This is a genomic window from Streptomyces sp. NPDC054047 (genome assembly GCF_055585065.1).
Map to the genome: position 1 here is coordinate 32,941 of NZ_JBVJKV010000013.1, position 23,445 is coordinate 56,385.

Annotated in this window: 26 protein-coding genes; 14 read left to right on the forward strand and 12 right to left on the reverse strand. The window is 71.4% G+C overall.

Annotated elements, in window-relative coordinates; genetic code table 11:
• Positions 1–46: 46 nt before the first annotated feature.
• Positions 47–688 (forward strand): cysteine hydrolase family protein, encoded by a 642-nt coding sequence (locus ACZ6ZP_RS35740; RefSeq protein WP_361469356.1) that lies wholly within the window; start codon positions 47–49, stop codon positions 686–688.
• Here ACZ6ZP_RS35740 and ACZ6ZP_RS35745 read toward each other — a convergent pair.
• Positions 675–1,148 (reverse strand): Rieske (2Fe-2S) protein, encoded by a 474-nt coding sequence (locus tag ACZ6ZP_RS35745; RefSeq protein ID WP_469409967.1) that lies wholly within the window; start codon positions 1,146–1,148, stop codon positions 675–677. The two genes, ACZ6ZP_RS35740 and ACZ6ZP_RS35745, sit on opposite strands and share 14 nt — an antisense overlap.
• 90 nt (positions 1,149–1,238) lie before the next feature.
• On the opposite strand from ACZ6ZP_RS35745, the gene ACZ6ZP_RS35750 reads away from it, so the two are divergent.
• The 6 genes from ACZ6ZP_RS35750 to ung all read left to right on the forward strand — a co-directional run bounded on the left by ACZ6ZP_RS35750 (position 1,239) and on the right by ung (position 6,720).
• Entirely contained in the window at positions 1,239–2,042 is an 804-nt protein-coding gene (locus tag ACZ6ZP_RS35750) for a HipA family kinase (RefSeq protein ID WP_469409970.1), read from the forward strand.
• Positions 2,039–2,437 carry a DUF3037 domain-containing protein gene (locus tag ACZ6ZP_RS35755; protein ID WP_351169997.1) on the forward strand — a complete coding sequence of 133 codons (399 nt, stop codon included), beginning with the start codon at positions 2,039–2,041 and terminating at the stop codon, positions 2,435–2,437. The genes ACZ6ZP_RS35750 and ACZ6ZP_RS35755 overlap by 4 nt, the downstream gene beginning before the upstream one ends.
• A 135-nt stretch (positions 2,438–2,572) precedes the next feature.
• Complete coding sequence (fabG, locus tag ACZ6ZP_RS35760) at positions 2,573–3,334, forward strand: 3-oxoacyl-ACP reductase FabG (RefSeq protein ID WP_351169994.1); 762 nt, start codon at positions 2,573–2,575, stop codon at positions 3,332–3,334.
• 37 nt (positions 3,335–3,371) lie between these two features.
• Positions 3,372–4,127 (forward strand): SDR family oxidoreductase, encoded by a 756-nt coding sequence (locus ACZ6ZP_RS35765; protein ID WP_351169991.1) that lies wholly within the window; start codon positions 3,372–3,374, stop codon positions 4,125–4,127.
• A gap of 164 nt (positions 4,128–4,291) precedes the next feature.
• Positions 4,292–5,902 (forward strand): ABC transporter substrate-binding protein, encoded by a 1,611-nt coding sequence (locus ACZ6ZP_RS35770; RefSeq protein WP_469410192.1) that lies wholly within the window; start codon positions 4,292–4,294, stop codon positions 5,900–5,902.
• 134 nt (positions 5,903–6,036) lie between these two features.
• On the forward strand, positions 6,037–6,720 hold the full coding sequence (gene ung / locus ACZ6ZP_RS35775; RefSeq protein WP_351169988.1) for a uracil-DNA glycosylase: 684 nt from the start codon (positions 6,037–6,039) through the stop codon (positions 6,718–6,720).
• 2 nt (positions 6,721–6,722) lie between these two features.
• On the opposite strand, the gene ACZ6ZP_RS35780 is transcribed toward ung, so the two are convergent.
• Positions 6,723–7,169: a DUF3224 domain-containing protein gene (locus ACZ6ZP_RS35780; protein WP_469409973.1), complete on the reverse strand. Its 447-nt coding sequence runs from the start codon at positions 7,167–7,169 to the stop codon at positions 6,723–6,725.
• 156 nt (positions 7,170–7,325) lie between these two features.
• On the opposite strand from ACZ6ZP_RS35780, the gene ACZ6ZP_RS35785 reads away from it, so the two are divergent.
• Together ACZ6ZP_RS35785 and ACZ6ZP_RS35790 are read left to right on the forward strand one after the other, a co-directional pair.
• Positions 7,326–8,288: a helix-turn-helix transcriptional regulator gene (locus ACZ6ZP_RS35785; protein ID WP_469409975.1), complete on the forward strand. Its 963-nt coding sequence runs from the start codon at positions 7,326–7,328 to the stop codon at positions 8,286–8,288.
• Positions 8,289–8,392: 104 nt separating this feature from the next.
• Positions 8,393–8,881 carry a hypothetical protein gene (locus ACZ6ZP_RS35790; protein WP_351169979.1) on the forward strand — a complete coding sequence of 163 codons (489 nt, stop codon included), beginning with the start codon at positions 8,393–8,395 and terminating at the stop codon, positions 8,879–8,881.
• A 76-nt stretch (positions 8,882–8,957) separates the two neighbouring features.
• Here the strand turns inward: ACZ6ZP_RS35790 and ACZ6ZP_RS35795 are convergent, their stop codons facing one another.
• Both ACZ6ZP_RS35795 and ACZ6ZP_RS35800 read right to left on the reverse strand, forming a co-directional pair.
• On the reverse strand, positions 8,958–9,413 hold the full coding sequence (locus tag ACZ6ZP_RS35795) for a hypothetical protein (protein WP_351169976.1): 456 nt from the start codon (positions 9,411–9,413) through the stop codon (positions 8,958–8,960).
• A 658-nt stretch (positions 9,414–10,071) separates the two neighbouring features.
• Complete coding sequence (locus ACZ6ZP_RS35800; RefSeq protein ID WP_351169973.1) at positions 10,072–10,695, reverse strand: TetR/AcrR family transcriptional regulator; 624 nt, start codon at positions 10,693–10,695, stop codon at positions 10,072–10,074.
• A gap of 91 nt (positions 10,696–10,786) precedes the next feature.
• Here ACZ6ZP_RS35800 and ACZ6ZP_RS35805 point away from each other — a divergent pair, with 91 nt between their 5' ends.
• Positions 10,787–12,070, forward strand: coding sequence for an FAD-dependent monooxygenase (locus tag ACZ6ZP_RS35805; RefSeq protein ID WP_469409978.1), 1,284 nt, complete (start codon positions 10,787–10,789; stop codon positions 12,068–12,070).
• Between the two features lie 83 nt (positions 12,071–12,153).
• The gene (locus ACZ6ZP_RS35810; RefSeq protein WP_351170093.1) at positions 12,154–13,059 is read left to right on the forward strand and encodes a Gfo/Idh/MocA family protein; all 906 of its coding nucleotides are present in this window, start codon (positions 12,154–12,156) and stop codon (positions 13,057–13,059) included.
• Here the strand turns inward: ACZ6ZP_RS35810 and lnt are convergent.
• Positions 12,983–14,770 (reverse strand): apolipoprotein N-acyltransferase, encoded by a 1,788-nt coding sequence (gene lnt / locus ACZ6ZP_RS35815; RefSeq protein ID WP_469409980.1) that lies wholly within the window; start codon positions 14,768–14,770, stop codon positions 12,983–12,985. The two genes, ACZ6ZP_RS35810 and lnt, sit on opposite strands and share 77 nt — an antisense overlap.
• An 89-nt stretch (positions 14,771–14,859) precedes the next feature.
• Positions 14,860–15,372: a nuclear transport factor 2 family protein gene (locus ACZ6ZP_RS35820; protein ID WP_469409982.1), complete on the reverse strand. Its 513-nt coding sequence runs from the start codon at positions 15,370–15,372 to the stop codon at positions 14,860–14,862.
• A gap of 209 nt (positions 15,373–15,581) precedes the next feature.
• On the opposite strand from ACZ6ZP_RS35820, the gene ACZ6ZP_RS35825 reads away from it, so the two are divergent.
• Together ACZ6ZP_RS35825 and ACZ6ZP_RS35830 are read left to right on the forward strand one after the other, a co-directional pair.
• Positions 15,582–15,722 (forward strand): hypothetical protein, encoded by a 141-nt coding sequence (locus tag ACZ6ZP_RS35825; protein WP_351169962.1) that lies wholly within the window; start codon positions 15,582–15,584, stop codon positions 15,720–15,722.
• 64 nt (positions 15,723–15,786) lie between these two features.
• Positions 15,787–16,476, forward strand: a complete 690-nt coding sequence (locus ACZ6ZP_RS35830; protein WP_469409985.1) for an HAD family hydrolase — start codon at positions 15,787–15,789, stop codon at positions 16,474–16,476.
• A gap of 61 nt (positions 16,477–16,537) precedes the next feature.
• Here ACZ6ZP_RS35830 and ACZ6ZP_RS35835 read toward each other — a convergent pair whose 3' ends face one another.
• Positions 16,538–16,717, reverse strand: coding sequence for a hypothetical protein (locus tag ACZ6ZP_RS35835; RefSeq protein ID WP_351169956.1), 180 nt, complete (start codon positions 16,715–16,717; stop codon positions 16,538–16,540).
• 292 nt (positions 16,718–17,009) lie between these two features.
• On the opposite strand from ACZ6ZP_RS35835, the gene ACZ6ZP_RS35840 reads away from it, so the two are divergent.
• Complete coding sequence (locus tag ACZ6ZP_RS35840) at positions 17,010–17,780, forward strand: mechanosensitive ion channel family protein (RefSeq protein ID WP_351169953.1); 771 nt, start codon at positions 17,010–17,012, stop codon at positions 17,778–17,780.
• Between the two features lie 11 nt (positions 17,781–17,791).
• Here the strand turns inward: ACZ6ZP_RS35840 and ACZ6ZP_RS35845 are convergent, their stop codons facing one another.
• From ACZ6ZP_RS35845 to ACZ6ZP_RS35865, 5 genes are all read right to left on the reverse strand, one after another.
• Positions 17,792–18,106, reverse strand: a complete 315-nt coding sequence (locus ACZ6ZP_RS35845; RefSeq protein ID WP_351169950.1) for a DUF6401 family natural product biosynthesis protein — start codon at positions 18,104–18,106, stop codon at positions 17,792–17,794.
• 100 nt (positions 18,107–18,206) lie between these two features.
• Entirely contained in the window at positions 18,207–19,082 is an 876-nt protein-coding gene (locus ACZ6ZP_RS35850; protein ID WP_351169947.1) for an undecaprenyl-diphosphate phosphatase, read from the reverse strand.
• Positions 19,083–19,265: 183 nt separating this feature from the next.
• Positions 19,266–20,867 (reverse strand): ABC transporter substrate-binding protein, encoded by a 1,602-nt coding sequence (locus ACZ6ZP_RS35855; protein WP_469409989.1) that lies wholly within the window; start codon positions 20,865–20,867, stop codon positions 19,266–19,268.
• A 44-nt stretch (positions 20,868–20,911) separates the two neighbouring features.
• Positions 20,912–21,913, reverse strand: coding sequence for a serine hydrolase (locus ACZ6ZP_RS35860; protein WP_469409992.1), 1,002 nt, complete (start codon positions 21,911–21,913; stop codon positions 20,912–20,914).
• On the reverse strand, positions 21,910–23,271 hold the full coding sequence (locus ACZ6ZP_RS35865; protein ID WP_469409994.1) for a serine hydrolase domain-containing protein: 1,362 nt from the start codon (positions 23,269–23,271) through the stop codon (positions 21,910–21,912). Before ACZ6ZP_RS35865 ends, ACZ6ZP_RS35860 begins: the two co-directional genes overlap by 4 nt.
• Positions 23,272–23,445 lie beyond the last annotated feature (174 nt).

Sequence of the window (23,445 nt, forward strand, 5' to 3'; positions counted from 1 at the left end):
GCCCCGGCGGTCCCGGACGACCCGGATGACCCGGACAGGGGGAGCCATGCCGTCGTACGAAGAGCTCAGGGAACTCCTCGATCCCGCCACCACCGTGCTGATGACCGTCGAGTGCCAGCAGGGCGTGGTGGGGACGGAGAGCGCGCTGCCCGAACTCGCCGACGAGGCACGCTCTTCGGGCTGCCTCGCCAATGTCGCGCGACTCGTCTCCGCCGCCCACCAGGCCGGGGTCCAGGTCCTGCACGCCGTCGCCGAACGGCGGCCCGACGGGCGGGGCGCCAACCGCAACGCCCGCCTCTTCCGCGCGGCGGGGCGGCTGCCCGTGCAGCAGCTGTGCGGGACCAGGGCCGTCCGGATCGCGCCGCCCATCGAGGTGGCCGACGAGGACCTGGTCGTACGGCGGCTGCACGGGCTCTCGCCCCTCGCGGGCACGGACGTCGACCCGCTCCTGCGCAACCTGGGCTGCCGCACCCTCGTGGTGACCGGTGTGTCGGCGAACGTGGCGATTCCCAACGCCGTCTTCGACGCGGTGAACCTGGGCTACACCGCCGTCGTGCCGTCGGACGCCATCGCGGGAGTCCCCTCCGACTATGCTCCCGCGATGATCCGCAACACGCTCGCCCTGGTGGCCACCATCGCCACCACCGAGGACGTTCTCGGCAGCTGGAAGCGCCCTAGGCCAGTGTGATCGACTCGCCCTCCACGGTGATCTCGGCGGCGGGCAGCGGCTTCGGCGCCGGGGAGGACTTCACGCTCCCGTCGGCGATCGAGAACTTGCTGCCGTGACAAGGGCAGTTGATGGTGCCGCCCTCGACGCTCGTCACCGGGCACTGTTTATGGGTGCAGCGGTTCGAGAAGGCCTTGAACTCGCCCTCCGTCGGCTGGGTCACCACCACCCCCTCCTCCTTGAAGATCTTGCCGCCGCCCACCGGGATCTCCGACGTCTTGGCGAGCACGGCCCTGGCGGCGCCGGCGGGCTCCTCGCCCTCCTTGCCCTCCTCGGGCGCCTTGTCCGCGGCCGGGTCGGAGTCGTAACCGTCGTCGCTCTCACCGCAGGCGGCGAGCGCCGCGGCCAGGCTGACGACACCGGCCGCCGCGACGACCGAACGGCGGGAAGGGGCGGGCAGATGTTCCTTCGAAATGGTCATGTCCGGTGGTACGAGGCCGCGCACCGCTGTGTTCAAACGCTCAAGCACTTGTTGCGCGAGCGGCGTTCGGACCGGCATTAACCTGGGGCAATGCTCACCGAAGTCACCGCGGTTCGCTACGCCACGCCCCTGCGGGAGGGCGGATCGCTCCCCGGCCTCGTGGAGGCCGTGGACAGCCAGGGAACGTACGCGGCGTACATCATGAAGTTCACCGGGGCCGGACAGGGCCGCAAGACGCTCGTCGCCGAGGTGATCTGCGGACAGCTGGCGCGCGGCCTGGGCCTTCGGGTGCCGGGCCTCGCGCAGATCCGCCTCGACCCGGTACTCGGCCTGGGCGAGCCCGATCAGCAGGTGCAGGAGCTGCTCAAGTCGAGCGGCGGCCTGAACCTGGGGATGGCGTACCTCTCGGGCGCGCTCGGCTTCGACTCGCTCGCGTACGGGATCGATCCGGCGGAGGCGGGCCGCGTCGTGTGGTTCGACGCGCTGATCAACAACGTGGACCGCTCCTGGCGCAATCCGAACATGCTCCTCTGGCACGGCGACCTGTGGCTCATCGACCACGGCGCGAGCATGATCTGGCACCACAACTGGCGCACCGCCGAGACCGCGGCCGCCAAGCCGTACGACGCCACCGACCACGCCCTGGCACCGTTCGGGCCCGACGTCGCGACGGCCGCGGCCGAGCTCGCGCCGCTCGTCACCGAGGAGCTGCTCGCCGCCGCCGCGGCCGACGTGCCCGACGCGTGGCTGGTGGACGAGCCGGGCTTCGAGAGCCCTGACGCCGTACGCCGCGCCTATGTGGCGGCGCTGCTGCCGCGGGCCAGGACCATCCACGAACGGATCCAGCTGCCCGAGAGCCTCTCCGGGCCGCAGCGGAAGGGTGCCACCCGATGACCGGACAGCTCTCGATCCAGCGGGACGTCTTCGAGTACGCCCTGGTGCGCGTCGTGCCGCGGGTGGAGCGCGGGGAGCAGTTCAACGCGGGGGTGGTGGTCTACTGCCGCGCCAAGTCCTTCGTGGCCGCCCGTACCCATCTCGACGAGGGCAAGCTGCGGGCCCTGGACCCGGAAGCCGACCTCGGGGGCATCAGGGCCGCGCTCGGCGCCGTCGAGCGGATCTGCGCGGGTGGCGAAGGGGCAGGTCAGGCCGAGCGGGACGATGCCGGGCGGCGCTTTCGGTGGCTGATCGCGCCGCGCTCGACCGTCGTGCAGCCCGGACCGGTGCACACGGGCCTCACGGCGGATCCTGCCGCAGAGGTGGACCGACTCCTCGACCTCCTGGTGAGGTAAAGAATCACAGGCCCCGGTGTGCCGTTGACACCGGGTGCCAGGGCTTCTAGCGTCTCGTTCAGCTGAAGGTACTAAGCGGTCGCTCACCATCGGGGCGTACCGTAGAGCCGCATCCCAAGGGCGAGGAGAACCAGCATGTCCACCACTGAGCAGCGCGTCGCGGTCGTGACCGGAGCAGCGCGAGGCATCGGCGCGGCGACCGCCGTGCGTCTGGCCGCCGAAGGCCGCGCCGTCGCGGTGATCGACCTCGACGAGGCCGCCTGCAAGGACACCGTCACGCAGATCACCGCTGCCGGTGGCAAGGCGATCGCCGTCGGCTGCGACGTGTCCGACGAGGCTCAGGTCGAGGCGGCCATCGCCCGCATCGCCGACGAGCTCGGCGCGCCCACGATCCTCGTGAACAACGCCGGTGTGCTCCGCGACAACCTCCTCTTCAAGATGAGCGCGAACGACTGGGACACCGTCATGAACGTGCACTTGCGCGGCGCGTTCCTGATGTCCCGCGCGATCCAGAAGCACATGGTGGACGCCAAGTTCGGCCGGATCGTGAACCTCTCCTCGTCCTCCGCGCTCGGCAACCGGGGCCAGGTCAACTACGCCGCGGCCAAGGCAGGCCTCCAGGGCTTCACCAAGACCCTGGCCAAGGAGCTCGGCAAGTTCGGCGTCACCGCCAACTCCGTGGCCCCGGGCTTCATCGTCACCGAGATGACCAAGTCCACCGCCGACCGCGTCGGCATGGGCTTCGAGGACTTCCAGGCCGCGGCCGCGACCCAGATCCCGGTGCAGCGCGTGGGCCGCCCCGAGGACATCGCCAACGCCATCGCCTTCTTCACGGGCGACGCCGCGGGCTTCGTCTCGGGTCAGGTCATGTACGTGGCCGGCGGCCCGCTCAACTAGTTCGGTACCGGTAGTTCTGTCCCGGAGGGATGCGGAGATGACTGTGCAGGACAGTGGAAAGGCGGCGCTCATCACGGGCGCCAGCCGCGGTATCGGCTACGGCATCGCGGAGGCGCTCGTCGCCCGCGGTGACCGCGTGTGCATCACCGGACGCAACGAGGACGCACTCAAGGAGGCCGTCGAGAAGCTCGGCGCCGACCGCGTCATCGGGGTCGCGGGCAAGGCCCACGACGAGGCCCACCAGGCGGTCGCCGTCGAGCGGGCCATGGAGGCCTTCGGGCGGGTCGACTTCCTTATCAACAATGCCGGTACGAATCCGGTGTTCGGGCCGATGGCGGAGCTCGACCTCAATGTGGCGCGCAAGGTCTTCGAGACCAACGTGATCTCGGCGCTCGGCTTCGCCCAGCAGACCTGGAAGGCCTGGCAGAGCGAGAACGGCGGCGCGATCGTGAACATCGCGTCCGTCGCGGGCGTCGCCCCCTCGCCGTTCATCGGCGCGTACGGCATGAGCAAGGCCGCCATGGTCAACCTCACCCTGCAGCTCGCGCACGAGTTCGCGCCGAAGGTGCGGGTCAACTCGATCGCGCCGGCCGTGGTCAAGACCAAGTTCGCCCAGGCCCTGTACGAGGGCCGCGAGGAGGAGGCCGCCGCTGCCTACCCCCTGGGGCGGCTCGGTGTGCCCGAGGACATCGGGGGCGCCGCGGCGTTCCTCACGTCCGCCCAGTCCGACTGGATCACGGGGCAGACACTCGTGGTCGATGGCGGCATCTTCCTCAATGCGGGCGTCAGCTGACGAAGGCGGCACAATCGCCTGGTACGCCACGTAAAAGGGACGTACACGCGCATCAAGTGCCCCGTCGGCGCCGCAAGTTGGCCCGGCGGGGCATTGCGATATTGTCTCCCGACCCATGGCATGGCCGATCGAGGAGCGTGCGCGTGTTCACTGAAGTTCGCCTGGTGGCGGCGGCGGGTCTCCGTGGCCTGGCCGGGCTGCCCCGCCGGGGCCTGCGGCCGGCCGCGGCGCTGGTGTCCATATCCCTGCTCTCGGGGTGCGGAGTCTTCTCGTCGGACGAGTCCGACGAGGAGCAGCAGATCACCGTCGGCACGATGAGTGCGCCCAGCACCCTCGACCCGGCGGCCGCCTGGGACAGCTCCTGGGAGCTGTACCGGAACGTCTTCCAGACCCTCCTGAGCTTCCCCAGCGGGGCGGCGGAGCCCGAGCCGGACGCTGCCGAGTCCTGCAAGTTCACCGACGCGACGAACAAGGTCTTCACCTGCGAGCTGCGGGAGGACCTCAAGTTCTCCGACGGTCACGCGCTCGACGCGAAGGCGGTCAAGTACACCTTCGACCGGATGCGGCGCATCGACGTGAAGGGCGGACCGACCGGTCTGCTCGGATCGCTCGACTCGGTCGAGACGAAGGGCGACCGGACGGTCACGTTCCGGCTCAAGAAGCCGGACGCCACGTTCCCGTTCGTGCTCTCCACACCCGCCATGTCGATCGTCGACCCCGGCGAGTACCCGGCGGACAAGCTCCGCGAAGGCACCTCGATCGCGGGCTCGGGGCCCTACTCCCTGGAGTCGTACAAGCCCGGCGAGCGGGCGGAGCTGGTCAAGAACACCCACTACAAGGGTGCGGCCGACCGGCAGAACGACGCCGTCACGATCCGCTACTTCAAGAAGTCGGCCACCATGGTCGAGGCCCTGAAGAACAAGCAGATCGACGTCACCTTCCGCGGACTCGCGGCGGAGGACATCGTCGAGATGCAGGCCAACAAGCACGCGCGCGAGGGCATCCAGCTCGTCGAGGGCTCGGGCACCGAGATTCGCTACCTGGTGTTCAATCCCGACGACCCCTGGGCCAGGAAGAAGCCGGTCCGTCAGGCCTTCGCCCAGGTCATCGACCGCCCGGCCATCGCCCACAAGATCTACCAGGACACGGTCGAGCCGCTGTACTCCATGGTCCCCCAGGGCCTCACGGGGCACGGCACCGGCTTCTTCGACGACTACGGGGACCCCGACACCGCCAAGGCCGCCAACATCCTCAAGAGCGCGGGCATCAACGAACCGGTGCCGCTCACGCTCTGGTACACGACCGACCGCTACGGTTCGGCGACCGAGGGCGAGTTCGAGGAGATCAAGCGGCAGCTTGAGGAGTCGGGCCTCTTCAAGATCACGCTGAAGGGCCGTCCCTGGACCGAGTTCGACGCGGGCACCAAGAAGCGCGAGTACCCCGTCTTCGGCCGTGGCTGGTTCCCCGACTTCCCCGACGCGGAGAACTTCATCGCGCCGTTCATCGGCACGAAGAACGTGCTCAACACGCCCTACCCGGCACGGGAGATCACCGACGAGGTGCTGCCGCGCTCACGCCGTGAGCCGGACCGGGGCGCGGTGGCCGACGACTTCGAGCGGGCGCAGCAGCTCCTCGTCGACGACGTGCGGCTGCTCCCGCTGTGGCAGGGCAAGCAATACATCATGGCGAGCGAGGAGATCGCGGGCGGCGAACGCGCCCTCGACCCCTCGGCGATCATGATGATGTGGGAGCTGCAGCGCAAGACCAGCTGGTAGCGGAGGCCGGGGGCGGCAGGGGCGAGGGCGCCGGGGCACGGAAGTGGGGGTCGGGAAGTGGGGGTCGGGCCGATTGTCAGTGGCCGCCGGTAGGTTCTGCGGTGAGAAGTGACCGCACACCGGAGGTTGTTGACGTGACCGACATCGCCATGCTGCCCGCGTCCTGGCGCGGAGTCCTCGGCGAGGAGCTCCAGAAGCCCTACTTCAAGGAGCTCACCGAGTTCGTCGAGGAAGAGCGGGGGAAGGGTCCCGTCTACCCTCCGCGTGACGAAGTGTTCGCCGCGCTCGACGCGACGCCGTACGACCAGGTCAAGGTGCTCGTCCTCGGCCAGGACCCGTACCACGGCGAGGGACAGGGGCACGGCCTCTGCTTCTCCGTGCGGCCGGGCGTGAAGACCCCGCCCTCGCTGCGCAACATCTACAAGGAGATGAAGGAGGAGCTCGGCCACCCCGTGCCGGACAACGGCTATCTGATGCCGTGGGCCCGGCAGGGCGTCCTGCTCCTGAACGCGGTGCTCACGGTCCGCGCGGGAGAGGCCAACTCCCACAAGGGCAAGGGCTGGGAGAAGTTCACCGACGCGGTGATCCGCGCGGTGGCCGACCGCCCCGACCCCGCCGTCTTCGTCCTGTGGGGCAACTACGCACAGAAGAAGCTCCCGCTCATCGACGAGGAGCGGCACGTGGTCGTGAAGGGCGCGCACCCCTCGCCGCTCTCCGCGAAGAAGTTCTTCGGCTCGCACCCTTTCACGCAGATCGACGAAGCGGTGGCGGCGCAGGGGCACGAGCCGATCGACTGGCGCATTCCGGATCTCGGCTGACCTCAGCCGACGGTGTACGTGAAGGTGTAGGGCACGGTGGAGTCGCCGTGCCGCGCGGTGAAGGACCCGGTGCCGCTCAGGCCCGCGAGATCACCCGCTCCCGAGCCGGGGTGCACGGAGAGCGCGCAGGTGATCGTGCCGTCGGCACCGAAGGAACCGCGCTGCTCCAGGACGAACGAGCCCGTGCGGCCGTCGACGCTTCCCGCGATGAACTCGTGCCCCACGAAGGAGCCGGTGGTCTCGTCGGTGTACACGAGCGTGTACTGGCAGGAGGTGCCGGTGGCCTCGATGGCACCGGTGAAGTCGTTCGTGACGGCGGCGTGCGCGATGCGTGTGCCGCCGTCCGCTCCGGCGACGGGCTTCTCGTCCCAGTGGGTGAAGGTGAAGGTGCCGGTGCCGGTGCCGGTGTTGGTGCTGGTGCTGGTGTCGGTGTTGGGGTCCGTGGCCATTTGATGCCTTTCTCGGTGACTCGGTGACTCGGTGACTCGGGTGGCGTGATGGCTCGGTGGCGCGGTGGGGTGGTGGGGTGGTCGGTGGTTGTTGAGAGGAAGCCTTTCACCGGTACCTGACACCTTCTGTCAGGTACCGGTGCAGACTTGGGTCCCATGCGCGCCGACCGGCTTCTCGCCCTGCTCCTGCTGCTCCAGAACCGGGGCCGCATGACCGCGCCCGAGCTCGCAGATGAGCTCGAGGTCTCCGTGCGGACCGTCTACCGGGACGCGGAGGCCCTGGCCGCCTCCGGTGTGCCCGTGTACGCCGAGCGCGGTCCGGCGGGCGGCTTCCGGCTGATGGACGGCTACCGCACCCGGCTGACCGGTCTCACGGACGACGAGGCCGACTCCCTCGCCCTCGCGGGCATGCCGGCGGCCGCGGCCGACCTCGGCCTGGGTGCCGAACTGGTCACCGCGCAGCTCAAGTTGGGCGCGGCGCTCCCGGCCGGGCTGGGTGAGCGGTCCCGGCGGATCCAGGAGCGCTTCCACCTGGACGCGGAGGGGTGGTTCCGCACGGCCGATCCCGCTCCGCTGCTGTCGGTCGTCGCCGACGCGGTGTGGCGCCGACGGGTGCTGCGGGCGCACTACCAGCGGTGGGGCGGCGAAGTGCGGCGCGAGCTGCACCCCTTGGGGCTCGTCCTCAAGGCGGGCAACTGGTATCTGGTGGCGTCGGCCGACGGCACCGTACGCACCTATCGGGTCTCCCGCTTCCTGGAGGCCACGGCGGCGGACGAGCCCTCCGAGTGTCCCGCCGGATTCGATCTGGCCGCCTACTGGGAGACGGCCTCCCGCGATCTGCGGGCGCGCGTGCTGCGGGGCACGGCGCGTGTGCGGCTCTCCCCGGCAGGGCTTCGGCTGCTGCCCGCGCTGTTCGGGTCGGCCGGGACACGGGCCGCTCAGAAGGCGGCGGCGCCGGACGCGGACGGCTGGCGGGTGGTCGACCTGGAGGTCGAGACGCTGCCGGTCGCCGTGAGCGACCTGCTCAGACTCGGTCTGGAGGCCGAGGTGCTCGGCCCGCCCGAACTCCGCGCCCAGCTGGCCGCGACCGTCACCGGCCTGGCCCAGCGGTATGCGTGAGCGCCTCGCGGCCGATCGCGCCTGACCGTGATTGTCGGTGGGGGCGGATAGCGTCGAGAGCGGTTCGCGCGATGGGCGTACGGCGTACGAGTGTGGAGGATCCGGTGGCGGAGCAGCAGGAGCAGGCGGCGGAAGACGTCGTGATGACCCGGATCGGGCAGGCGGTCATGCTGCACCACGGGGGTGATCGCGAGGAGGCGCAGGGCCGCTTCCTCGGCCTGTGGTCGGAGATCGGCGAGGAGGGCGACCCGCTGCACCGCTGCACGCTCGCGCACTACATGGCGGACACGCAGGAGGACCCGTCGGACGAACTGGCGTGGGACCTGCGGGCGTTGTCGGCGGCGGACGAGCTCACGGACGAGCGCCTGCACGAACACCACGACTCGATCGCGGTCCGTGGCTTCTACCCCTCCCTGCACCTCAACCTCGCTGCGGACTACGCGAAGCTGGGGCGCCCCGAGGCGGCGCGCAACCACATCCGGCGGGCGCGCGGGGCGGTCGGGGCACTGGGGGACGACGGGTACGGGGACGGGGTTCGGGCGGCCATCGGGCGGCTGGAGTTGCAGTTGGGGGAGGGCAGTGAGGTGGAGTGAGGTGAGGTGGAGTGAAGTGGAGTGGGTGAGGTGAGGTGGGAGGGGCGGTTGTGTTGCGGGCGTGCGGGCCGTGCGGTCAATGGCCGTAGGCGTCCTCGCAGATGACTGCTTCGGGGCTGCCCGGCTGCCAGCCGCCGTACTGCTTGCCCAGGGCGCAGGGGTCCACGTTCGTCGGTACGGCGGTGGGCAGCGCGGGCGGGTCGGCGGCCTCGGGGCGGTGACCGTGGCGGTGTGGTGGCGGGGCGGAGCGCTGCGCGGGGCTCGCGGTGCGGGGAGGTGCGGCGGGCACGGTCGGGGCGGTCCCAGTGGCGCGGGGCGCCGGGTCGCGGGGTGCTCCGATGAGCTCCAGCGCCTCGCGGGCGGGGGCTTCCACGACCCGCGGGCGGGAGTCGCCGTCGGGGCGGGGCGCCGGGGGCGGGGCGCTCGCGGCGGACGGCCCTTGAGCGGGCTGCCGCTCGACGCTCACACAGCCGGAGACGGCGGTGACCGCCACGGAGACCAGGAGTGTGGCGGTGGTCGTGGTTCGGTGCATTCGCGCAACTCTGAGGGTTGGGGGGTGCATTCGGCGAGGGAACGGGGGGAAGTTGGCCCGCATGGGTGAGTGCGCCTCTGGCCGGCGGGGGGAGCGGGGGTCTTGTGGCCTGGGGTGTCGGTTCTGTGCTCCGTGGTGGGGGCTTGGGGGGGGCTTGTCTGCGGGTTGACTCCGCCGTCCCGCCGCTTCGCGACGGATCTCCCCCACCCACCCACCCGATCACCCGGCAGTGCCACGCTCTGCCGCTTCGCGGCGGATCTCCCCCACCCACCCGGTCACCCGGCGGTGCCACGCTTTGCCGCTGCGCGGCGCGAGTTCCCCACCCGCCCGCCCGATCACCCGGCGGTGAGGGGGCGCCGTGCCGTTTCCGCGGCGTGGCTTTCCTGCCCGATCACCCGGCGGTGCCTTCGTTGCCTCGCCGCTTCGCGGCGCCATTTTCCCGCCCGCCCACCCGATCACCCGGCGGTGACAGGGTGTCGTGCCTGCCCAGTTGTTTCGCGGCGCGATTCTTGCGCCCACCCCGCCCGATTGCCCCGTGGTGCTGTGCTTGCTTGCCTTGCCGCTTCGCGGGGCGTTTCCCGGCCGTCGGCGTAGGGCCGCCCCGGTGCTACCTCCCCCTGGCGCTGCCGGGTGAACGGGCGGGTGGGTGGGTGGGGAGCTATGGCTTGGGGAGCATTCCCTGTAGGAGTTCGCGGAGGCCGGTTCGGAGGGATTCCTCCGTGGGGGGCGGGGTGCGGTACGAGCCCGCCACGTGGGAGAACAGCAGGCCCTCCGTCCAGGCGACGAGAGACAGCGCGTGTCGCTCGGGGGCCGGGGACCCCAGGGTTCGCATCAACGCCACCAGTGGCTCTCTGAACTGGGCTCCCGCCGCGTCGTAGTAGGCGCGCAGCTCCGGTCTGCGGGTTGCCTCCAGGGCCAGTTCGTAGCGGGAGATCAGCAGGTGGCGGCTGTCGCCGGTCAGGTAGCGGTGCATCACCAGGGCGAGTGATGTGATCACGGGCTCGCGGGTGATCGCGTCGGCGGACATGAGGTTCCGCAGCTCGGCGGGGGTGAGGACGTCCGCCTCCCGCTCCGCCAGCCTGCTCACCGCCGCCTCCAGGAGCGCCAGCCGAGTGCGCGCGTGGTTCGACGTCGAGCCCTGCGGGAGCCCCGCGGCCTCGTCCACGGCCCGGTGCGTCAGCCCCCGCATGCCGCGCTCGGCGAGCAGGGTCAGCGCCGTGTCGGCGATCAGTTCGCTGCGGGGCGGCCCCGGCGGCCCCGTACTGCTTCGGCGTGCGGTCATGGAACCCACCCTATCCCCGATCACTACAGGTGTAGTACGGTCGGCGCGCACCATCTACTACAGGTGTAGTGCTTGAGCTTCAGGAGGAGTCATGGCACAGCCCCACCAGGCTCATCGGTCCCGCCGACCCAACCGCCCCAACCGACCCAACCGCCCCAATCAACCACCCCACCAGCCCCACCAGCCCCACGCCGTCGTCATCGGCGGCGGCATCGGCGGCCTCACCTCCGCCATCGCCCTGCACCGCTCGGGCTGGCGCGTCACCGTCCTGGAGCGGGCCGCCACCCTGGAGCCCGTCGGCTCCGGCATCGGGCTCGCCCCCAACTCCCAGCGCGCCCTGGACGTCCTGGGCCTCGGTGACCGGGTCCGCGAGTTGGCCGCCTGGGAGGGCGACGGGGGGATGCGCGCGCAGAACGGGCGCTGGCTCGTGCGGACGAGCGCCGCGGCGACCGCGGCGGAGTTCGGCGGCGCGCTCGTCCTCGTGCACCGCGCGACCCTCGTCGAGCTGCTCGTCGCCTCACTGCCCGCCGACGCCCTGCGCACCGGAGTGCGGGCCGAGCTCGCCGACCCGGGAGCGGCCGACCGCAGGGCCGTCGTCCGTACCGACGACGGGGACGTCGAGGCGGACCTCGTGGTCGGTGCCGACGGCATCAACTCTGCCGCGCGTTCGGCCCTCTTCCCGGCGCACCCGCAGCCGACGTACACCGGATTCACGGCCTGGCGCCTCATCGCCCCCGCCCCCGACCGCCCCTTCGCACCGCACGAGACCTGGGGGCACGGCGGCGTCTGGGGCACCCATCCGCTCAAGGACGGCAGGATCTACGCGTACGCCACCGCCACCGTCCCCGCGGGCGGCCGCAGCCCCGACGGCGAGAAGGCCGAGCTGACGCGCCGCTTCGCCGACTGGCACGACCCGATCCCCGAGATCATCGCCGCCGCACGCCCCGAGGACATCCTGCGCAACGACGTGCGCCACATGAGCACGCCCCTCGTGCGCTATCACCGGGGCCGTGTCGCCCTCATCGGCGACGCCGCGCACGCCATGGCGCCCACCCTGGCCCAGGGCGGCAACCAGGCCATCGAGGACGCCGTCGTCCTGGCCCACCACGTGGCCCCGGGAGGCGACCTGGCCGCCGGTCTCGCCGGCTACAGCGCGGTGCGGGTGCCGCGGACGACGGCGATCGTCCGGCAGGCGGCGCGCGCCGCCCGCATGAACCATCTGACGAGCGCCCCGCTCATCGCCGTACGCAACAACCTCATCGCCGCGGCGGCCCGCCTCGGCCCGAACCTGATCCTGCGGAGCTTCGCCTCCATCGCCGACTGGCGCCCGCCGCAGCAGCCGTATGCTGCGGGAACAGAACTCGCACAACGGTAGAACACAGCCGTAGAACACAGCCGTAGGACACAGCCGTAGGAAACAGCGGCGGAACGAAGCGGCAGAGGAGACAGGGGACAGTGGTGAAGGTCGGCTGTATCGGACTCGGTGACATCGCGGAGAAGGCGTACCTGCCTGTGCTCACCACCCTGCCGGGGGTCGAGCTGCACCTGCAGACGCGCACGCCCGCGACGCTCGCCCGTGTCGCGGGCGTCCACCACATCCCCGACGAGCGCTGCCACACCGACCTGGACGCGCTGCTCGCCCAGGGCATCGACGCCGCCTTCGTGCACGCCTCCACCTCCGCCCACCCGGAGATCGTGACCCGGCTGCTCGAAGCGGGCGTGGCGACCTACGTCGACAAGCCCCTCGCGTACGAACTCGCCGACTCGGAGCGGCTCGTGGGCCTCGCCGACGAGCGCGCGACGAGCCTGGCCGTCGGCTTCAACCGCCGCTTCGCCCCCGGCTACGCGCAGTGCGTCGAGCACCCGCGCGAGCTGATCCTGATGCAGAAGAACCGCGTCGGCCTGCCCGAGGACGCGCGCACGCTCGTCCTCGACGACTTCATCCACGTCGTGGACACGCTGCGCTTCCTCGCGCCCGGACCGATCGACCACGTCGGCGTGCGCGCCCGCATGCAGGACGGGCTCATGGAGCATGTCGTGCTGCAGCTCGCGGGAGACGGGTTCACCGCGATCGGCATGATGAACCGGCTGAGCGGTTCCACCGAGGAGATCCTCGAGGTGTCCGGCCAGGACACCAAGCGGCAGGTGCTCAACCTCGCCGAGGTCATCGACCACAAGGGCCAGCCCAGCGTGCGGCGGCGCGGCGACTGGGTGCCGGTGGCCCGCCAGCGCGGCATCGAGCAGGTCGTGCTCGCCTTCCTCGACGCCGTGCGCGCGGGCAAGGTGCTCAGTGCCCGGGATGCGCTGGCGACCCATGAGCTGTGCGAGCGCGTGGTCCGTGCGGCTCAGGAGCAGGCCGCCTGAACCGCCCCTTCGCGGGTCCCCGCAGGGACCGCACTCCCAGCGTCGCGCAGAGCGCAGCGAGCACCGCGAGGGCCGCGTGCAGGGGCCAGTCGCCCAGCCTGACGTACGGCGTGACGCCCGTGGCCAGCGGAATGTCGTACGTCGCCGTGGTGCTCGCCGAGGTGCCGAGCGGGGCTCCGACCCGCTCGCCGTCCGCGCCGTAGACCGCGGAGACGCCGGTGAGGGTGGCGTGCACCATCGGGCGGCCGGTCTCGGCGGCCCGTATCGCGGCCAGCGAGGCGTGCTGCTCGGGCGCCCAGCTGGACTGGAACGTCGAGGTCGAGGACTGCGCGAGCAGCAACTGGGCGCCCTCGCGCGTCAGATGACGGCTCATGTCGGGGAACGCGGACTCGAAGCACACCAGCGGGCCGACCTTCAGGCCGTCCCCTACGTTCATCACGACCGGACGCTCGCCGCGCCTGCGGTCCTCGCCCGCAGCTTTCCCCACGGACGTCGCCCAGCCGAGGAGCGAGCGTGCGGGGACGTACTCGCCGAAGGGGACGAGCCGCATCTTGTCGTAGCGGTCGCCGGTGGGGCCCTGGGGGCCCACGAGGACGGAGCTCTTGAAGATGCCCGGCCGGTCGGAGCGGCGCGCGTCCACGTTCACCATGATGTCGGCGCCGACCTCCCGGGACAGCGCCGCTATCCGCCGCGCGACGTCGGGGCGCTCCGCGAGGTCGTAGCCGACGCTGCTCTCGCCCCAGACGACGAGGTCGAGGTCCCGGCCCGCCAGACCGCGGGTCAGCTCTTCCTCGCGCGCGAGCCGCTTGTCGGGGCCGCCGACCCCGTCGATGACGCCGGGCTGGACCACGGCCACGCGCATCGAGCCCGCCGGCTCGGGGCGCGGTGCCCACGCCCAGGCGGAGGTGGTCACGGCGGCGACGGCCACGAGTCCGGCGGTGGCGGTGGCAGCGGCGGTGGCGGGGGCGGTCCGGGCCGTCGTCGTCGTACGTGACGTCCCGGGTGTACGTGACGTCCCCGTTGTACGTGGCGTTCCGTGCGGGCGTGCGGCGTGGGCCACGACGAGCGCCACGATGCCGGTGTTCAGGGCGACGATCAGGGCGCTGACCAGCCACACCCCGCCGACCGACGCGAGGCGCAGGGCGGGGTCCACCTGCCACTGACTGGAGCCGAGCAGCCCCCAGGGTCCGCCCAACCCCTCCCAGGACCTGACCAGTTCGACCATCAGCCAGGCCGACGGCAGGACGACCAGCGCGGCCGCGGTCCGCCCGGCCGACGCCACCCCGCCCAGGAGCCGCCGCACCAGCCAGCCCCACGGCGCCCACAGCAGGCCGAGCAGCGCGGCGATGACGAGGGTGAACACATGCAGGCTCGGCAGCAGCCAGTGGTGCACCGCCACCATGAACCCGAGGCCGCCCAGCCAGCCGTCGAGCGCCGCCCTGCGCCCGGTGGCCGCCGAGCGGGCGAGCAGGATCCAGGGCACGAGCGCTATGCAGGCGAACCACCACAGCGACGGGGCGGGGAAGGCGAGGGCGGGCAGGGCGCCGGCGAGGACGGCGAGGACGCCGCGCCATCGGGCCGAGGCGAGTACCCCCGATGCGGCTGCGGGCAGCCTCGATGCCGAGGCGAGCAGCCCCGCCGGTGAGGCGCCCGAAAAGGCGCCCGAAAGGCGTGGCCGCCGCCGGTCCCGGTCGTCGCTGAGTTGATCCATGCAGCGCCTCCCTCGGCCCCGACGCCCGGTCGTTCCTCCAGTGTGCGCGCCCCGGACGATCTAGAACAGTGCGCCGACCGCGCCCCTGCTCAGGTGGGCGTGTGGTCCCGGGAGCGCTCCTGTACCTGGCGCCACTTCTCCTGCACGGTCACCTGGCGCAGCCGCCAGCCCTGGGGCGTACGCAGCGTGGTGAAGGCGTACCGGCCGCCGCAGATGAAGTCCGGGGCCGAGGATTCCGATGCGCCGCTGTTGCTGCCGCTCTCGCCCTCCCGTGCCGTGAAGCGCATCGGGTTCACGTAGTCGGCCTGTACCTGCGCGATGTCGCCGATGTCCTGGTCGAGCGTCCCGAACCGCAGCCTCCTGTTGACGATCAGATGCTGGCGCATCGGGAAGAGCTCCATCGTCCCGGCCAGCCATCCGGCCACTTCGGCGGCGCTCGCGTCGATGCCTCCCGCCGAGCTGTAGTCGGCGCGTCCGTCCGGGGTGAAGAGCCCCTGGTAGGCGTCCCAGTCGCCGTCGTCGACGGTCAATGCGTACTCGGTGATGAGGGAGTCGATGGCCAACCGGTCCATCACGGCGGCGAGTTCCACGCGCTGCGTCATCGGGTCAGTGTTGGGCACCGGGGGTGCCGAGCCAAGAGGCGTGCAAGAACGTGCGGGAAAGGGCCCGGAAGCCGGTGTGGCGATGAGGGCGGTGATGGGGGTGGTGACGGGGTGGTGACGGGTGCGGAAAAGCGGCGCGCGTGCTGCGGTCGAGACGGGTCGCGCATCGCTGAACTGTCGTACCATGCCCGGCAGTTGAGGATTCCCCGATGCGGGAACGGCCCGAGCTGGGAGGCCCGGTGAAGAACGAACAGCGGATCGCCGCGTACAAACGGCAGGGCAACCGCCGGGAACTGACGGGGCGGCAGAAGCGCCGCCTCGCGAAGAAGGAGCGCCAGGGCAAGGGCTGACGCGGCGGCCGTTGACGGTGAAGGCACGGCTCGGCGAAGGCGTGGCTCGGCGAAGGTACGCCTCATGAGCTCGCACGCCCGAGTGAGCTCGCACGTCCGCGTGAGCCCGCACGTCCGCGTGAGCCCGCATGCCCGCGGCGTTGTCAGCCCGCATGCCCGCGGCGTCCTGATCGACGTCGGCGGTGTGCTCGTCCGCGAGTACCTGCCCGCCGCCGCTGCCGCCTGGGGCAGGCGGCTGGGGCTCCCGGCCGCCGCCTTCATGGCCGCGCTGTACGAGGGGGACGAATCCGGGGTCCTCATCGGCCGGGTCGGCGCGGACGCGTGGTGGGAGACCGTGGGTGAGCGGCTTCGCACGGGGCCGGACGTGATCGCCGAGCTGCGCCGGGACCTGGCGGCGAGGGAGACCTGGGACGAGGCGCTCGTGGCGTGCCTGCGCGGCCTGCGGGGGCGGGGCGTCCCGACGGCCGTCGTCAGCAACACCTGGCCCGGCCTGCGCACGCGGATGGCGGACGGCGGTCTCCTGGACATCGCCGACCACGTCGTCCTGTCCTGCGAGGTCGGATGCGCCAAGCCGGACCGGCGGATCTACGAGATCGCGCTGCGGCCGCTCGGAATCGAGCCCGCGGCGGCGCTGTTCGTCGACGACACCCCCGGCAACGTCGAGGCCGCGCAGGCGCTGGGGATGGCAGGGCATGTGCACACCGGAACGGCCGAAACCCTCGCGCGCATAGAGGAGTTCACGGCGCGGCGGTGAGCGCTCGAAGGCGCCGGCCGAGGCTTCCCGGCGAGCGCCGCTCGGTGCGCCGGGGTGTCAACTAGGCCGCCTCCACGACCTCTTCGCGCACGGCTGTCGCCCACTCCGTCACCAACTGTTCGTACTCACGGCGCTGTTCGGCCGAGAGGCGGCCGCCGGCGCGCAACCACAGGCCGCGGATCCGCTCGTTCAGTTCCGCGGCTGAGCGCGCGGAACCAGGGGGATGGGGGTTTAAGGGCATGCGTCAAGCCTAGGGGATACCTACGACAATCGGAACTCTCCGCTACCGGGCAGATCCCCCAAGTGAGCATTCGCACAGCAAGACGCGCCACATGCCGCACATGCGCCGCATGGGACGCCGTACTGCAGCCACCGCGTCACAGTCCGTCACCCGTACGGCCCATCAGCGGGCCGTGCCCGACCGTGGCTGCTGATATCCAGGAGAAGGGACGCGCCGGAAGCCGCGCGCCGTGGGGGATTCATCGCCCTGACGCCGTTGTGGCGCACGGGGCTCATCGAGTGGAGGGCCACTCATGTCCCAGTACATCAGTCTCTCCGTGGACTTCACCCAGGGCCTCAACGACGCCTGGTCGAAGGTCGCGCAATTCGTGCCGAAACTGATCGGCTTCCTGGTCGTCCTGGCCATCGGCTGGTTCGTCTCGAAGATGATCGCCAAGGTTCTCGACCGGGTCCTGCGCAAGGTCGGCTCCGAGAAGCTCGCCGAACGGGCGGGCGCGTCGCGCATGCTGGCGAACTCCAAGTACGACATGACGGGGATCGTCTGCAAGGTCGTGTACTTCGCGCTGCTCCTGATCACCCTGCAGCTCGGCTTCGGCGTCTTCGGCAGCAACCCGGTCTCCTCGATGCTCGACGGCATCGTCTCCTGGATCCCGCGCGGCGTCGTCGCCATCGTCCTGATGGTCGTCGCCATGGCGGTGGCCAACATCGTGCGGGACATCGTCACCAGCGCCCTGTCCTCGATGTCGTACGGGAAGACCGTCGGCACGATCGTCTGGGCCTGCATCGTCGCGCTCGGCGTGATCGCGGCGCTGGGCCAGGCGGGCATCGCCACGACGGTCACCCAGCCCGTCCTGTACGCGGCCCTCGCGGCCGGCGCGGGCATCCTGATCGTCGGCGTGGGCGGTGGCCTCATCGGCCCGATGCGGGCGCGCTGGGAGCGCTGGCTGAACACGGCGGAGCAGGAGACGGCCAAGGCGCGCGGCAGTGTCGGCGCCTACCAGGCGGGCCGGCAGGACGCGATGACCAACCAGCCGGTGGAGGAGCGCGAGCGCTTCGACATCTGACCGGCCGGGTCTCAGGACCCGGAGGCCTCCGGCACCAGGTCGTGCCGCCTCACCAGCCAGGAGATGGCGGTGAGGCGGCACACCGCGTAGTCGTGGCCCACGGGCTCGCGCCACCCGTTCTCGGCCAGGGCGTCGAGGAACCCCAGGGCGTAGTCCGCGAGGATTTCCGGATCCGGCGCCGGCGGCACGAGCCCGGCCCCACGCATCTCAAGCCGCTCCCGCAATTCGGCGACGTGCTGGTCCACGGCGGCCGTGAAACCGGGCTCGAAGGCGAACTCGGCGAAGCGCGGGGCGTACGAGGCGCTGATGCGGGCGAGGGGCGACATCCCTTCACCGTAGGCCGGTCAAACCCTCCTGAAGAGGGTCTTTCGGCATGCCATTGGTCACAGCGCCGCTGCCCCGCCCCCGCCTGCGACCGGGCCGGGATCAGCCCGCGGACTCACCGGCGTGCGGACTGAGTGTGCCCGCGCCGACCAGGATGAACAGGATGATGCCGAGCAGGATGCGGTAGTACACGAACGGCATGAAGCTCTTGGTCGTAATGAACTTCATAAACCACGCAATTACGGCATATCCGACAATGAAGGCGATGATCGTCGCGAAGATCGTCGGGCCCCAGGACACGTGCCCGCCCTCGCCCGCGTCCTTGAGTTCGAAGGCGCCGGACGCGAGGACGGCCGGGATGGCGAGCAGGAAGGAATAGCGGGCTGCCGCCTCGCGGGTGTAGCCCATGAGCAGGCCGCCGCTGATCGTGGCGCCGGAGCGCGATACGCCCGGGATCAGGGCCATCGCCTGGCAGATGCCGAAGATCAGGCCGTCGCGGACGCCCAGTTCCCGCAGGCTCTTGCGTTCCTTTACGGCGCGGTGCTTGCCGCCGGTCTCGTCGCGGGCCGCCAGGCGGTCGGCGATGCCGAGGACGATGCCCATCACGATCAGCGTCGTGGCGATGAGCCGCAGATCGCGGAACGGGCCCTCGATCTGGTCCTTGAACGTGACGCCGAGCACGCCGATCGGGATCGAGCCGACGATGACCAGCCAGCCCATCTGCGCGTCGTGGTCCGAGCGCGGCACCTTGCCGAAGAGGGAGCCGAACCACGCGGAGATGATCCTCGCGATGTCCTTGCGGAAGTAGATCAGCACGGCGGCCTCGGTGCCGATCTGGGTGATCGCGGTGAACGCGGCCCCCGGATCGTGCCAGCCCGCGAACGCCGCGGTCAGCCGCAGATGCGCGCTGGACGAGATCGGGAGGAACTCGGTCAGTCCCTGGACGAGCCCGAGAATGAAGGATTCAAGCCAAGACATGGAAACTGCGCCGTCCAACTACGGATCATGGGCTGCGGGTGCGGTCATGTGATGGGGGATACGGGAGGTGTGAGTGCGAGGGGTGATCACTCCCTTGCCGTGGGGCAGCGTAGCGTCACTTGGTTACGAGACCGCTGGAGGGCCGTCGTCCGCGGGCGCGGCCACCTGTATGACACCTCCTGTTCAATTTCCGTACATCCGGACCGACGACGGCGTGATGCTGCCGTGGCTCATCTCGAAGCGTGCGCCCGCCCCGAACGTCGGCACCACGGCGTCGACGAAGGGCACCACGTCGACCGAAGCGACCAGCGCCGACTCGGCGCGGCTCCAGGTGGGGCACCCCTTGGTGCCCGGCATGCGCGAGGCCTTGTCGGCCAGGGCCGCGTACGCCTCGTTCTCGATGTGGGCGAAATTCGTGCCGTCCGGGGGCTTCGGTCCGGAGACGAAGGGCCTGAGCTGGGGCGGGAGCGCCAGGCCGAGCGGCAGGACGGCGGCGTCCCAGGACGCGTTGCCCGCGACCACCTGGTTGATGCCCGTGTTGTCGACCCCCTTGAGCGTCACGTCGGCCCCCACGTCCTGCCAGGCCTTCTGGACCAGCTCGGCCGCGGAGGCGGCCGGCTGGCCCAGCTGGCTGGAGTAGACGAGGGTCAGGGTGAGGCGTTTGCCGTTCTTCACCCGGACGCCATCGGCGGTCTCCTTCCAACCGGCCTCGTCGAGGAGCGACTTGGCCGCGCGCACGTCGTGGGTCGGCAGCTTTCCGGCCACCGTGTCGTCCTTGCAGGCCTTCGGATCGATGCTGATGAGGCTGCGCGACGGCTTGCCGGTCCCCGCGGTGAGCACCTTGCCGATGTCCCCCAGGTCGACGGCCCTGGCGAGTGCGCGGCGCACCGGCTCGTCCCGCGTCGGGCGGTCCGGGGCCTGGTTGAACCACATCTCGCCCCGCGCCGAGGCCGAGTCGGCGTGGAACTGGCCGCGGCCCAGGAGGCGCTGCTGGTCGGGTCCGCCGAGGCTCGCGGCGTTCAGTTCGCCGGACAGGAGCAGGTTCGCCGCGGTGGTCTCGTTGGCGATGACGCGGATGTGGACCTTGTCCGGCAGCCCCTTCTGCCCGGCCTTCCATGTGCCCGGGCCCCAGGCGTAGTCCTTGCGCCGGGTCAGGGTGTAGTGATCGCCCGGCACCGCCTCGGTGAGGGTGAACATGCCGGTGCCGTGCTGTCCTTGGGCGAGCGCACCGCGGTCGGCCAGGCCCTTGCCGCAGGCCATGGGCACCATGCCGACGTTGCGCAGCAGGAAGGCGTCGGGGATCTTGCTGGTGACGGTGATCTTGCGGGTCCTGGAATCCGCCTTCACCTTGGTCCCCGGGTTCACGAACACGCCGGCCAGCGGCGACCTGTTCTCCGGGTCGGCCACGAACGCGATGTTCGCCGCCACGTCCCGCGCGGTCAGCGGCGCACCGTCCGCGCAGGTGAGGCCTGGCCGCAGGGTGAAGCGGGCGGTGGTGGTGTCCGCCTCCCACTTCTCGGCGAGGCCCGCGGTCACGCCGCCGTCCTTGGCCACGTGGATCAGCGGGTCGTAGAGGAAGCGGTCGACCTGGATGGCACCCGCCATGACGGTCATCGCCGGGTCGAGCGTGCCGGGATCGGACGGCAGCGCCATGGTGAAGCTCCTGCCGTCGGCCAGGCTGCCGCCCGACGCCGCGGGGCCGCCGGCGTCCGGCGCCCCGCCGCAAGCGGTGAGGCCCAGAGCGGCGACGCCGATGACCGCCGCGGCGATCCGCGCAGATCTCATCCGTGTCTCCCTGCGGTGTGGTGTTCAGCGGGCGGGCTGCTGCCTCAGCCTCGGGCGGTGTACCGGCGCAGATGGTCGACGGCGAGGCGGGCGGTGCGCCCGATCGAGGCGTCGACGGCGGGGAGCCGTTCGTCGAGCGTGGCGGCCCGGGTGAAGACGGCCACGGCGAAGCGGCGGCCGTCGGGGCAGGTCACCACTCCGGCTTCGTTGCGTACGGCGGGCAGCGTGCCGGTCTTCGCGGCGACCGTGACACCGGACGCGAAGCCGGACGAGAGGCGGTGCGGCCAGATCTGACGGGACATCATGCTCCGTACGCACGCGCAGGCTTCGGGCGGACCGGCCCGGTCGGTCCAGATCGCGTCGAGGAGCCGGGTCGTGTCGCGCGGGGTCGAGGCCGATGTGCGGGCGGGATCGAGCACGGCGCTGCGCCAGATCTGCTCGGGCGTCGCGGCGGCGAGCAGACCCTCGAAGTCGAGGGGCTCATCGCCAGGGGGGCCAGGGCTGCCCGAGCCGCCCGCCCCGCCGGCCCCATCAGCGCCGTACGCCCCGCCGGCAGCCCCCGAAGCCCCCGGACTCGCCCCCGCCCCGCCGAGATCCGCCGCCAGCGACGTGAACAGGTCCTCGCAGCAGCCGATCAACCGCGTGTGGGAGAGGCCGAGTTCGGTCAGCAGCCCGTCCACTGTCGCCCCTCCCAGTCGGTGGTAAAGGACGTCGGTGGCCGCGTTGTCGCTCATCGTCAGCATGAACAGCGCCGCGTCCCGCCATGTCATCTCCACGTCGTCGGCGCAGCCCGCCGTGCCGATCCCGCCGACCCGGAAGCGTGCGGGGATCCTCGTCCGTTCCTGTTCGTCCAGGCGGCCCGCGGCCACTTCACGGGCGTACGCGACCGCGACGGGGATCTTGAAGACCGACGCGAGGACCACCGGCTCGTCCGCGCCGACCGCCACCTCGGGGCCGTCCGCGCGGCCCACCTCGTGTGCGTGCAGGAAGCCGCGCGTGCCCGACTCCGCGAAGACCCCTTCGATCTGCTCGGCCACCTCGCTCATGGCCCCACCCTGCGGTCGGCGCGCCCCGTGTGCAGGAACTGCGCGTGGCCCTCGCCGTCGTCGCCGACGAACGCGTGCAGCCGGTGCATGCCGTTCTCGGGGGCCACGGAGATCAGCGTGTCCTCCCACGCGGACGCCACCAGCTCGATCCGCTCCTGGCCGCCGCCGATCTCGGCGAAGATCCCCTTCGGGGTCCGTTCGGCCCACACCCGGCCCTCGTCGTCCTGGCTGACCACCGTGTCGGCGGCCGACGACGCGTACGTGCCCACGTACCGCGACGCGTCGACGCGCGGCGTCTGGGGGTCCGGCACCGGCAGGGCGGGAAGTTCGATGCCGGCGAGGTCGTGCAGGACGCGGCCGACGATCTCCGCGTAAAGGGCGAGCGGGTCGCCGCCGTTGGTCAGGACCGCCACCGCGATGTCGTGGCCCGGCACGACACGCAGGAACGCGGACTGGCCGATCGTGCCCCCGTCGTGGCCGACGACCGTGCCGCCGGGGAAGTCGAAGATCTCCCAGCCGAGGCCCCAGGAGTCACCCATGAGCCCCAAGGGCGGTACGTCCGCCTGTCGTCGGCGCATGGCGTGTGCGCTGTCGGCGCCGAGCACGCGCCCGCCGTCCGGGCCCAGGCCGTCGGCCAGATGCATACGGGCGAACGTCAGCAGGTCGCGGGGCCGCATGGCCAGCATCGCGCCCGCCGCGGCGTTCGAGCGGGCGAGCGCCCACACCTGGGCCGGCCGCGGCTCGGCGTCCGGGGTGGCCCGGATGTGGCCGACCGCGGCCCGGTGCAGGATCGCCTCGTAGGGTCCTGTGGCCGCGTGGGTGAGGCCCAGCGGGGCGAAGAGGTGCTCGCGCAGACACGCGTCGTACGGCTTCTCGCGCAGCACCTCGACGATCCGGCCGAGCACGCAGTAGGCGGCGTTGTTGTACGAGAACCGCTCGCCCGGCGTGAACAGCTGAGGGGTGTCGCCGAGCGTGGCGACGAACTTCTCCAGGCAGTCGTCGCCCCGGCCGGTGTCGGTGAAGAAGTCGCCCTCGAACCCGGCGACATGGCACATCAGCTGCCGCACGGTGATGCGGGCGGCGGCCTCGTCGTCGGCGAGCTTGAAGTCCGGCAGATGGTCGCGCACGGGCGCGTCGAGGTCCAGCTTCCCCTCGTCGACGAGCTGCATCGCCAGGGTCGTCGTCCAGACCTTGGTGATCGAGCCGATCTGGAAGAGGGAGTCCGGTGTCGCCTCGACGCCGGTGTCCTTGCTGAGGACGCCGGCGGCGGCGTCGATCACCGCGTCGCCGACGCTCACGGCGACGGCCGCACCCGGCACCTGGTTCTCGGCGAGCAGATCGGCGAGGCGTCCGTTCAACCAGCCTTGGAGCGCGTCCAGTCGTCCTCGCGTCCTCGCTCCCGACGCTGTCCGCGCCTTCGACGGTGTCCTCGACATGCGTCTCCCTCGTCTCCCTCGTCCATCGGGTGGTTCGGTCGAGCTGGCAGCGAGGCTAGGCCGCGGTCCGGGGGCGGCGATTCGTCCGCGCGCACC

Excerpts from the sequence above, each read along its gene's own strand:
- ACZ6ZP_RS35740 (WP_361469356.1), top strand. The coding sequence starts at position 47 with ATGCCGTCGTACGAAGAGCTCAGGGAACTCCTCGATCCCGCCACCACC.
- ACZ6ZP_RS35745 (WP_469409967.1), bottom strand. The coding sequence starts at position 1,148 with ATGACCATTTCGAAGGAACATCTGCCCGCCCCTTCCCGCCGTTCGGTC.
- ACZ6ZP_RS35750 (WP_469409970.1), top strand. The coding sequence starts at position 1,239 with ATGCTCACCGAAGTCACCGCGGTTCGCTACGCCACGCCCCTGCGGGAG.
- ACZ6ZP_RS35755 (WP_351169997.1), top strand. The coding sequence starts at position 2,039 with ATGACCGGACAGCTCTCGATCCAGCGGGACGTCTTCGAGTACGCCCTG.
- fabG (WP_351169994.1), top strand. The coding sequence starts at position 2,573 with ATGTCCACCACTGAGCAGCGCGTCGCGGTCGTGACCGGAGCAGCGCGA.
- ACZ6ZP_RS35765 (WP_351169991.1), top strand. The coding sequence starts at position 3,372 with ATGACTGTGCAGGACAGTGGAAAGGCGGCGCTCATCACGGGCGCCAGC.
- ACZ6ZP_RS35780 (WP_469409973.1), bottom strand. The coding sequence starts at position 7,169 with ATGGCCACGGACCCCAACACCGACACCAGCACCAGCACCAACACCGGC.
- ACZ6ZP_RS35785 (WP_469409975.1), top strand. The coding sequence starts at position 7,326 with ATGCGCGCCGACCGGCTTCTCGCCCTGCTCCTGCTGCTCCAGAACCGG.
- ACZ6ZP_RS35795 (WP_351169976.1), bottom strand. The coding sequence starts at position 9,413 with ATGCACCGAACCACGACCACCGCCACACTCCTGGTCTCCGTGGCGGTC.
- ACZ6ZP_RS35800 (WP_351169973.1), bottom strand. The coding sequence starts at position 10,695 with ATGACCGCACGCCGAAGCAGTACGGGGCCGCCGGGGCCGCCCCGCAGC.
- ACZ6ZP_RS35805 (WP_469409978.1), top strand. The coding sequence starts at position 10,787 with ATGGCACAGCCCCACCAGGCTCATCGGTCCCGCCGACCCAACCGCCCC.
- lnt (WP_469409980.1), bottom strand. The coding sequence starts at position 14,770 with ATGGATCAACTCAGCGACGACCGGGACCGGCGGCGGCCACGCCTTTCG.
- ACZ6ZP_RS35820 (WP_469409982.1), bottom strand. The coding sequence starts at position 15,372 with ATGACGCAGCGCGTGGAACTCGCCGCCGTGATGGACCGGTTGGCCATC.
- ACZ6ZP_RS35825 (WP_351169962.1), top strand. The coding sequence starts at position 15,582 with ATGCGGGAACGGCCCGAGCTGGGAGGCCCGGTGAAGAACGAACAGCGG.
- ACZ6ZP_RS35830 (WP_469409985.1), top strand. The coding sequence starts at position 15,787 with ATGAGCTCGCACGCCCGAGTGAGCTCGCACGTCCGCGTGAGCCCGCAC.
- ACZ6ZP_RS35835 (WP_351169956.1), bottom strand. The coding sequence starts at position 16,717 with ATGCCCTTAAACCCCCATCCCCCTGGTTCCGCGCGCTCAGCCGCGGAA.
- ACZ6ZP_RS35840 (WP_351169953.1), top strand. The coding sequence starts at position 17,010 with ATGTCCCAGTACATCAGTCTCTCCGTGGACTTCACCCAGGGCCTCAAC.
- ACZ6ZP_RS35845 (WP_351169950.1), bottom strand. The coding sequence starts at position 18,106 with ATGTCGCCCCTCGCCCGCATCAGCGCCTCGTACGCCCCGCGCTTCGCC.
- ACZ6ZP_RS35850 (WP_351169947.1), bottom strand. The coding sequence starts at position 19,082 with ATGTCTTGGCTTGAATCCTTCATTCTCGGGCTCGTCCAGGGACTGACC.
- ACZ6ZP_RS35855 (WP_469409989.1), bottom strand. The coding sequence starts at position 20,867 with ATGAGATCTGCGCGGATCGCCGCGGCGGTCATCGGCGTCGCCGCTCTG.
- ACZ6ZP_RS35860 (WP_469409992.1), bottom strand. The coding sequence starts at position 21,913 with ATGAGCGAGGTGGCCGAGCAGATCGAAGGGGTCTTCGCGGAGTCGGGC.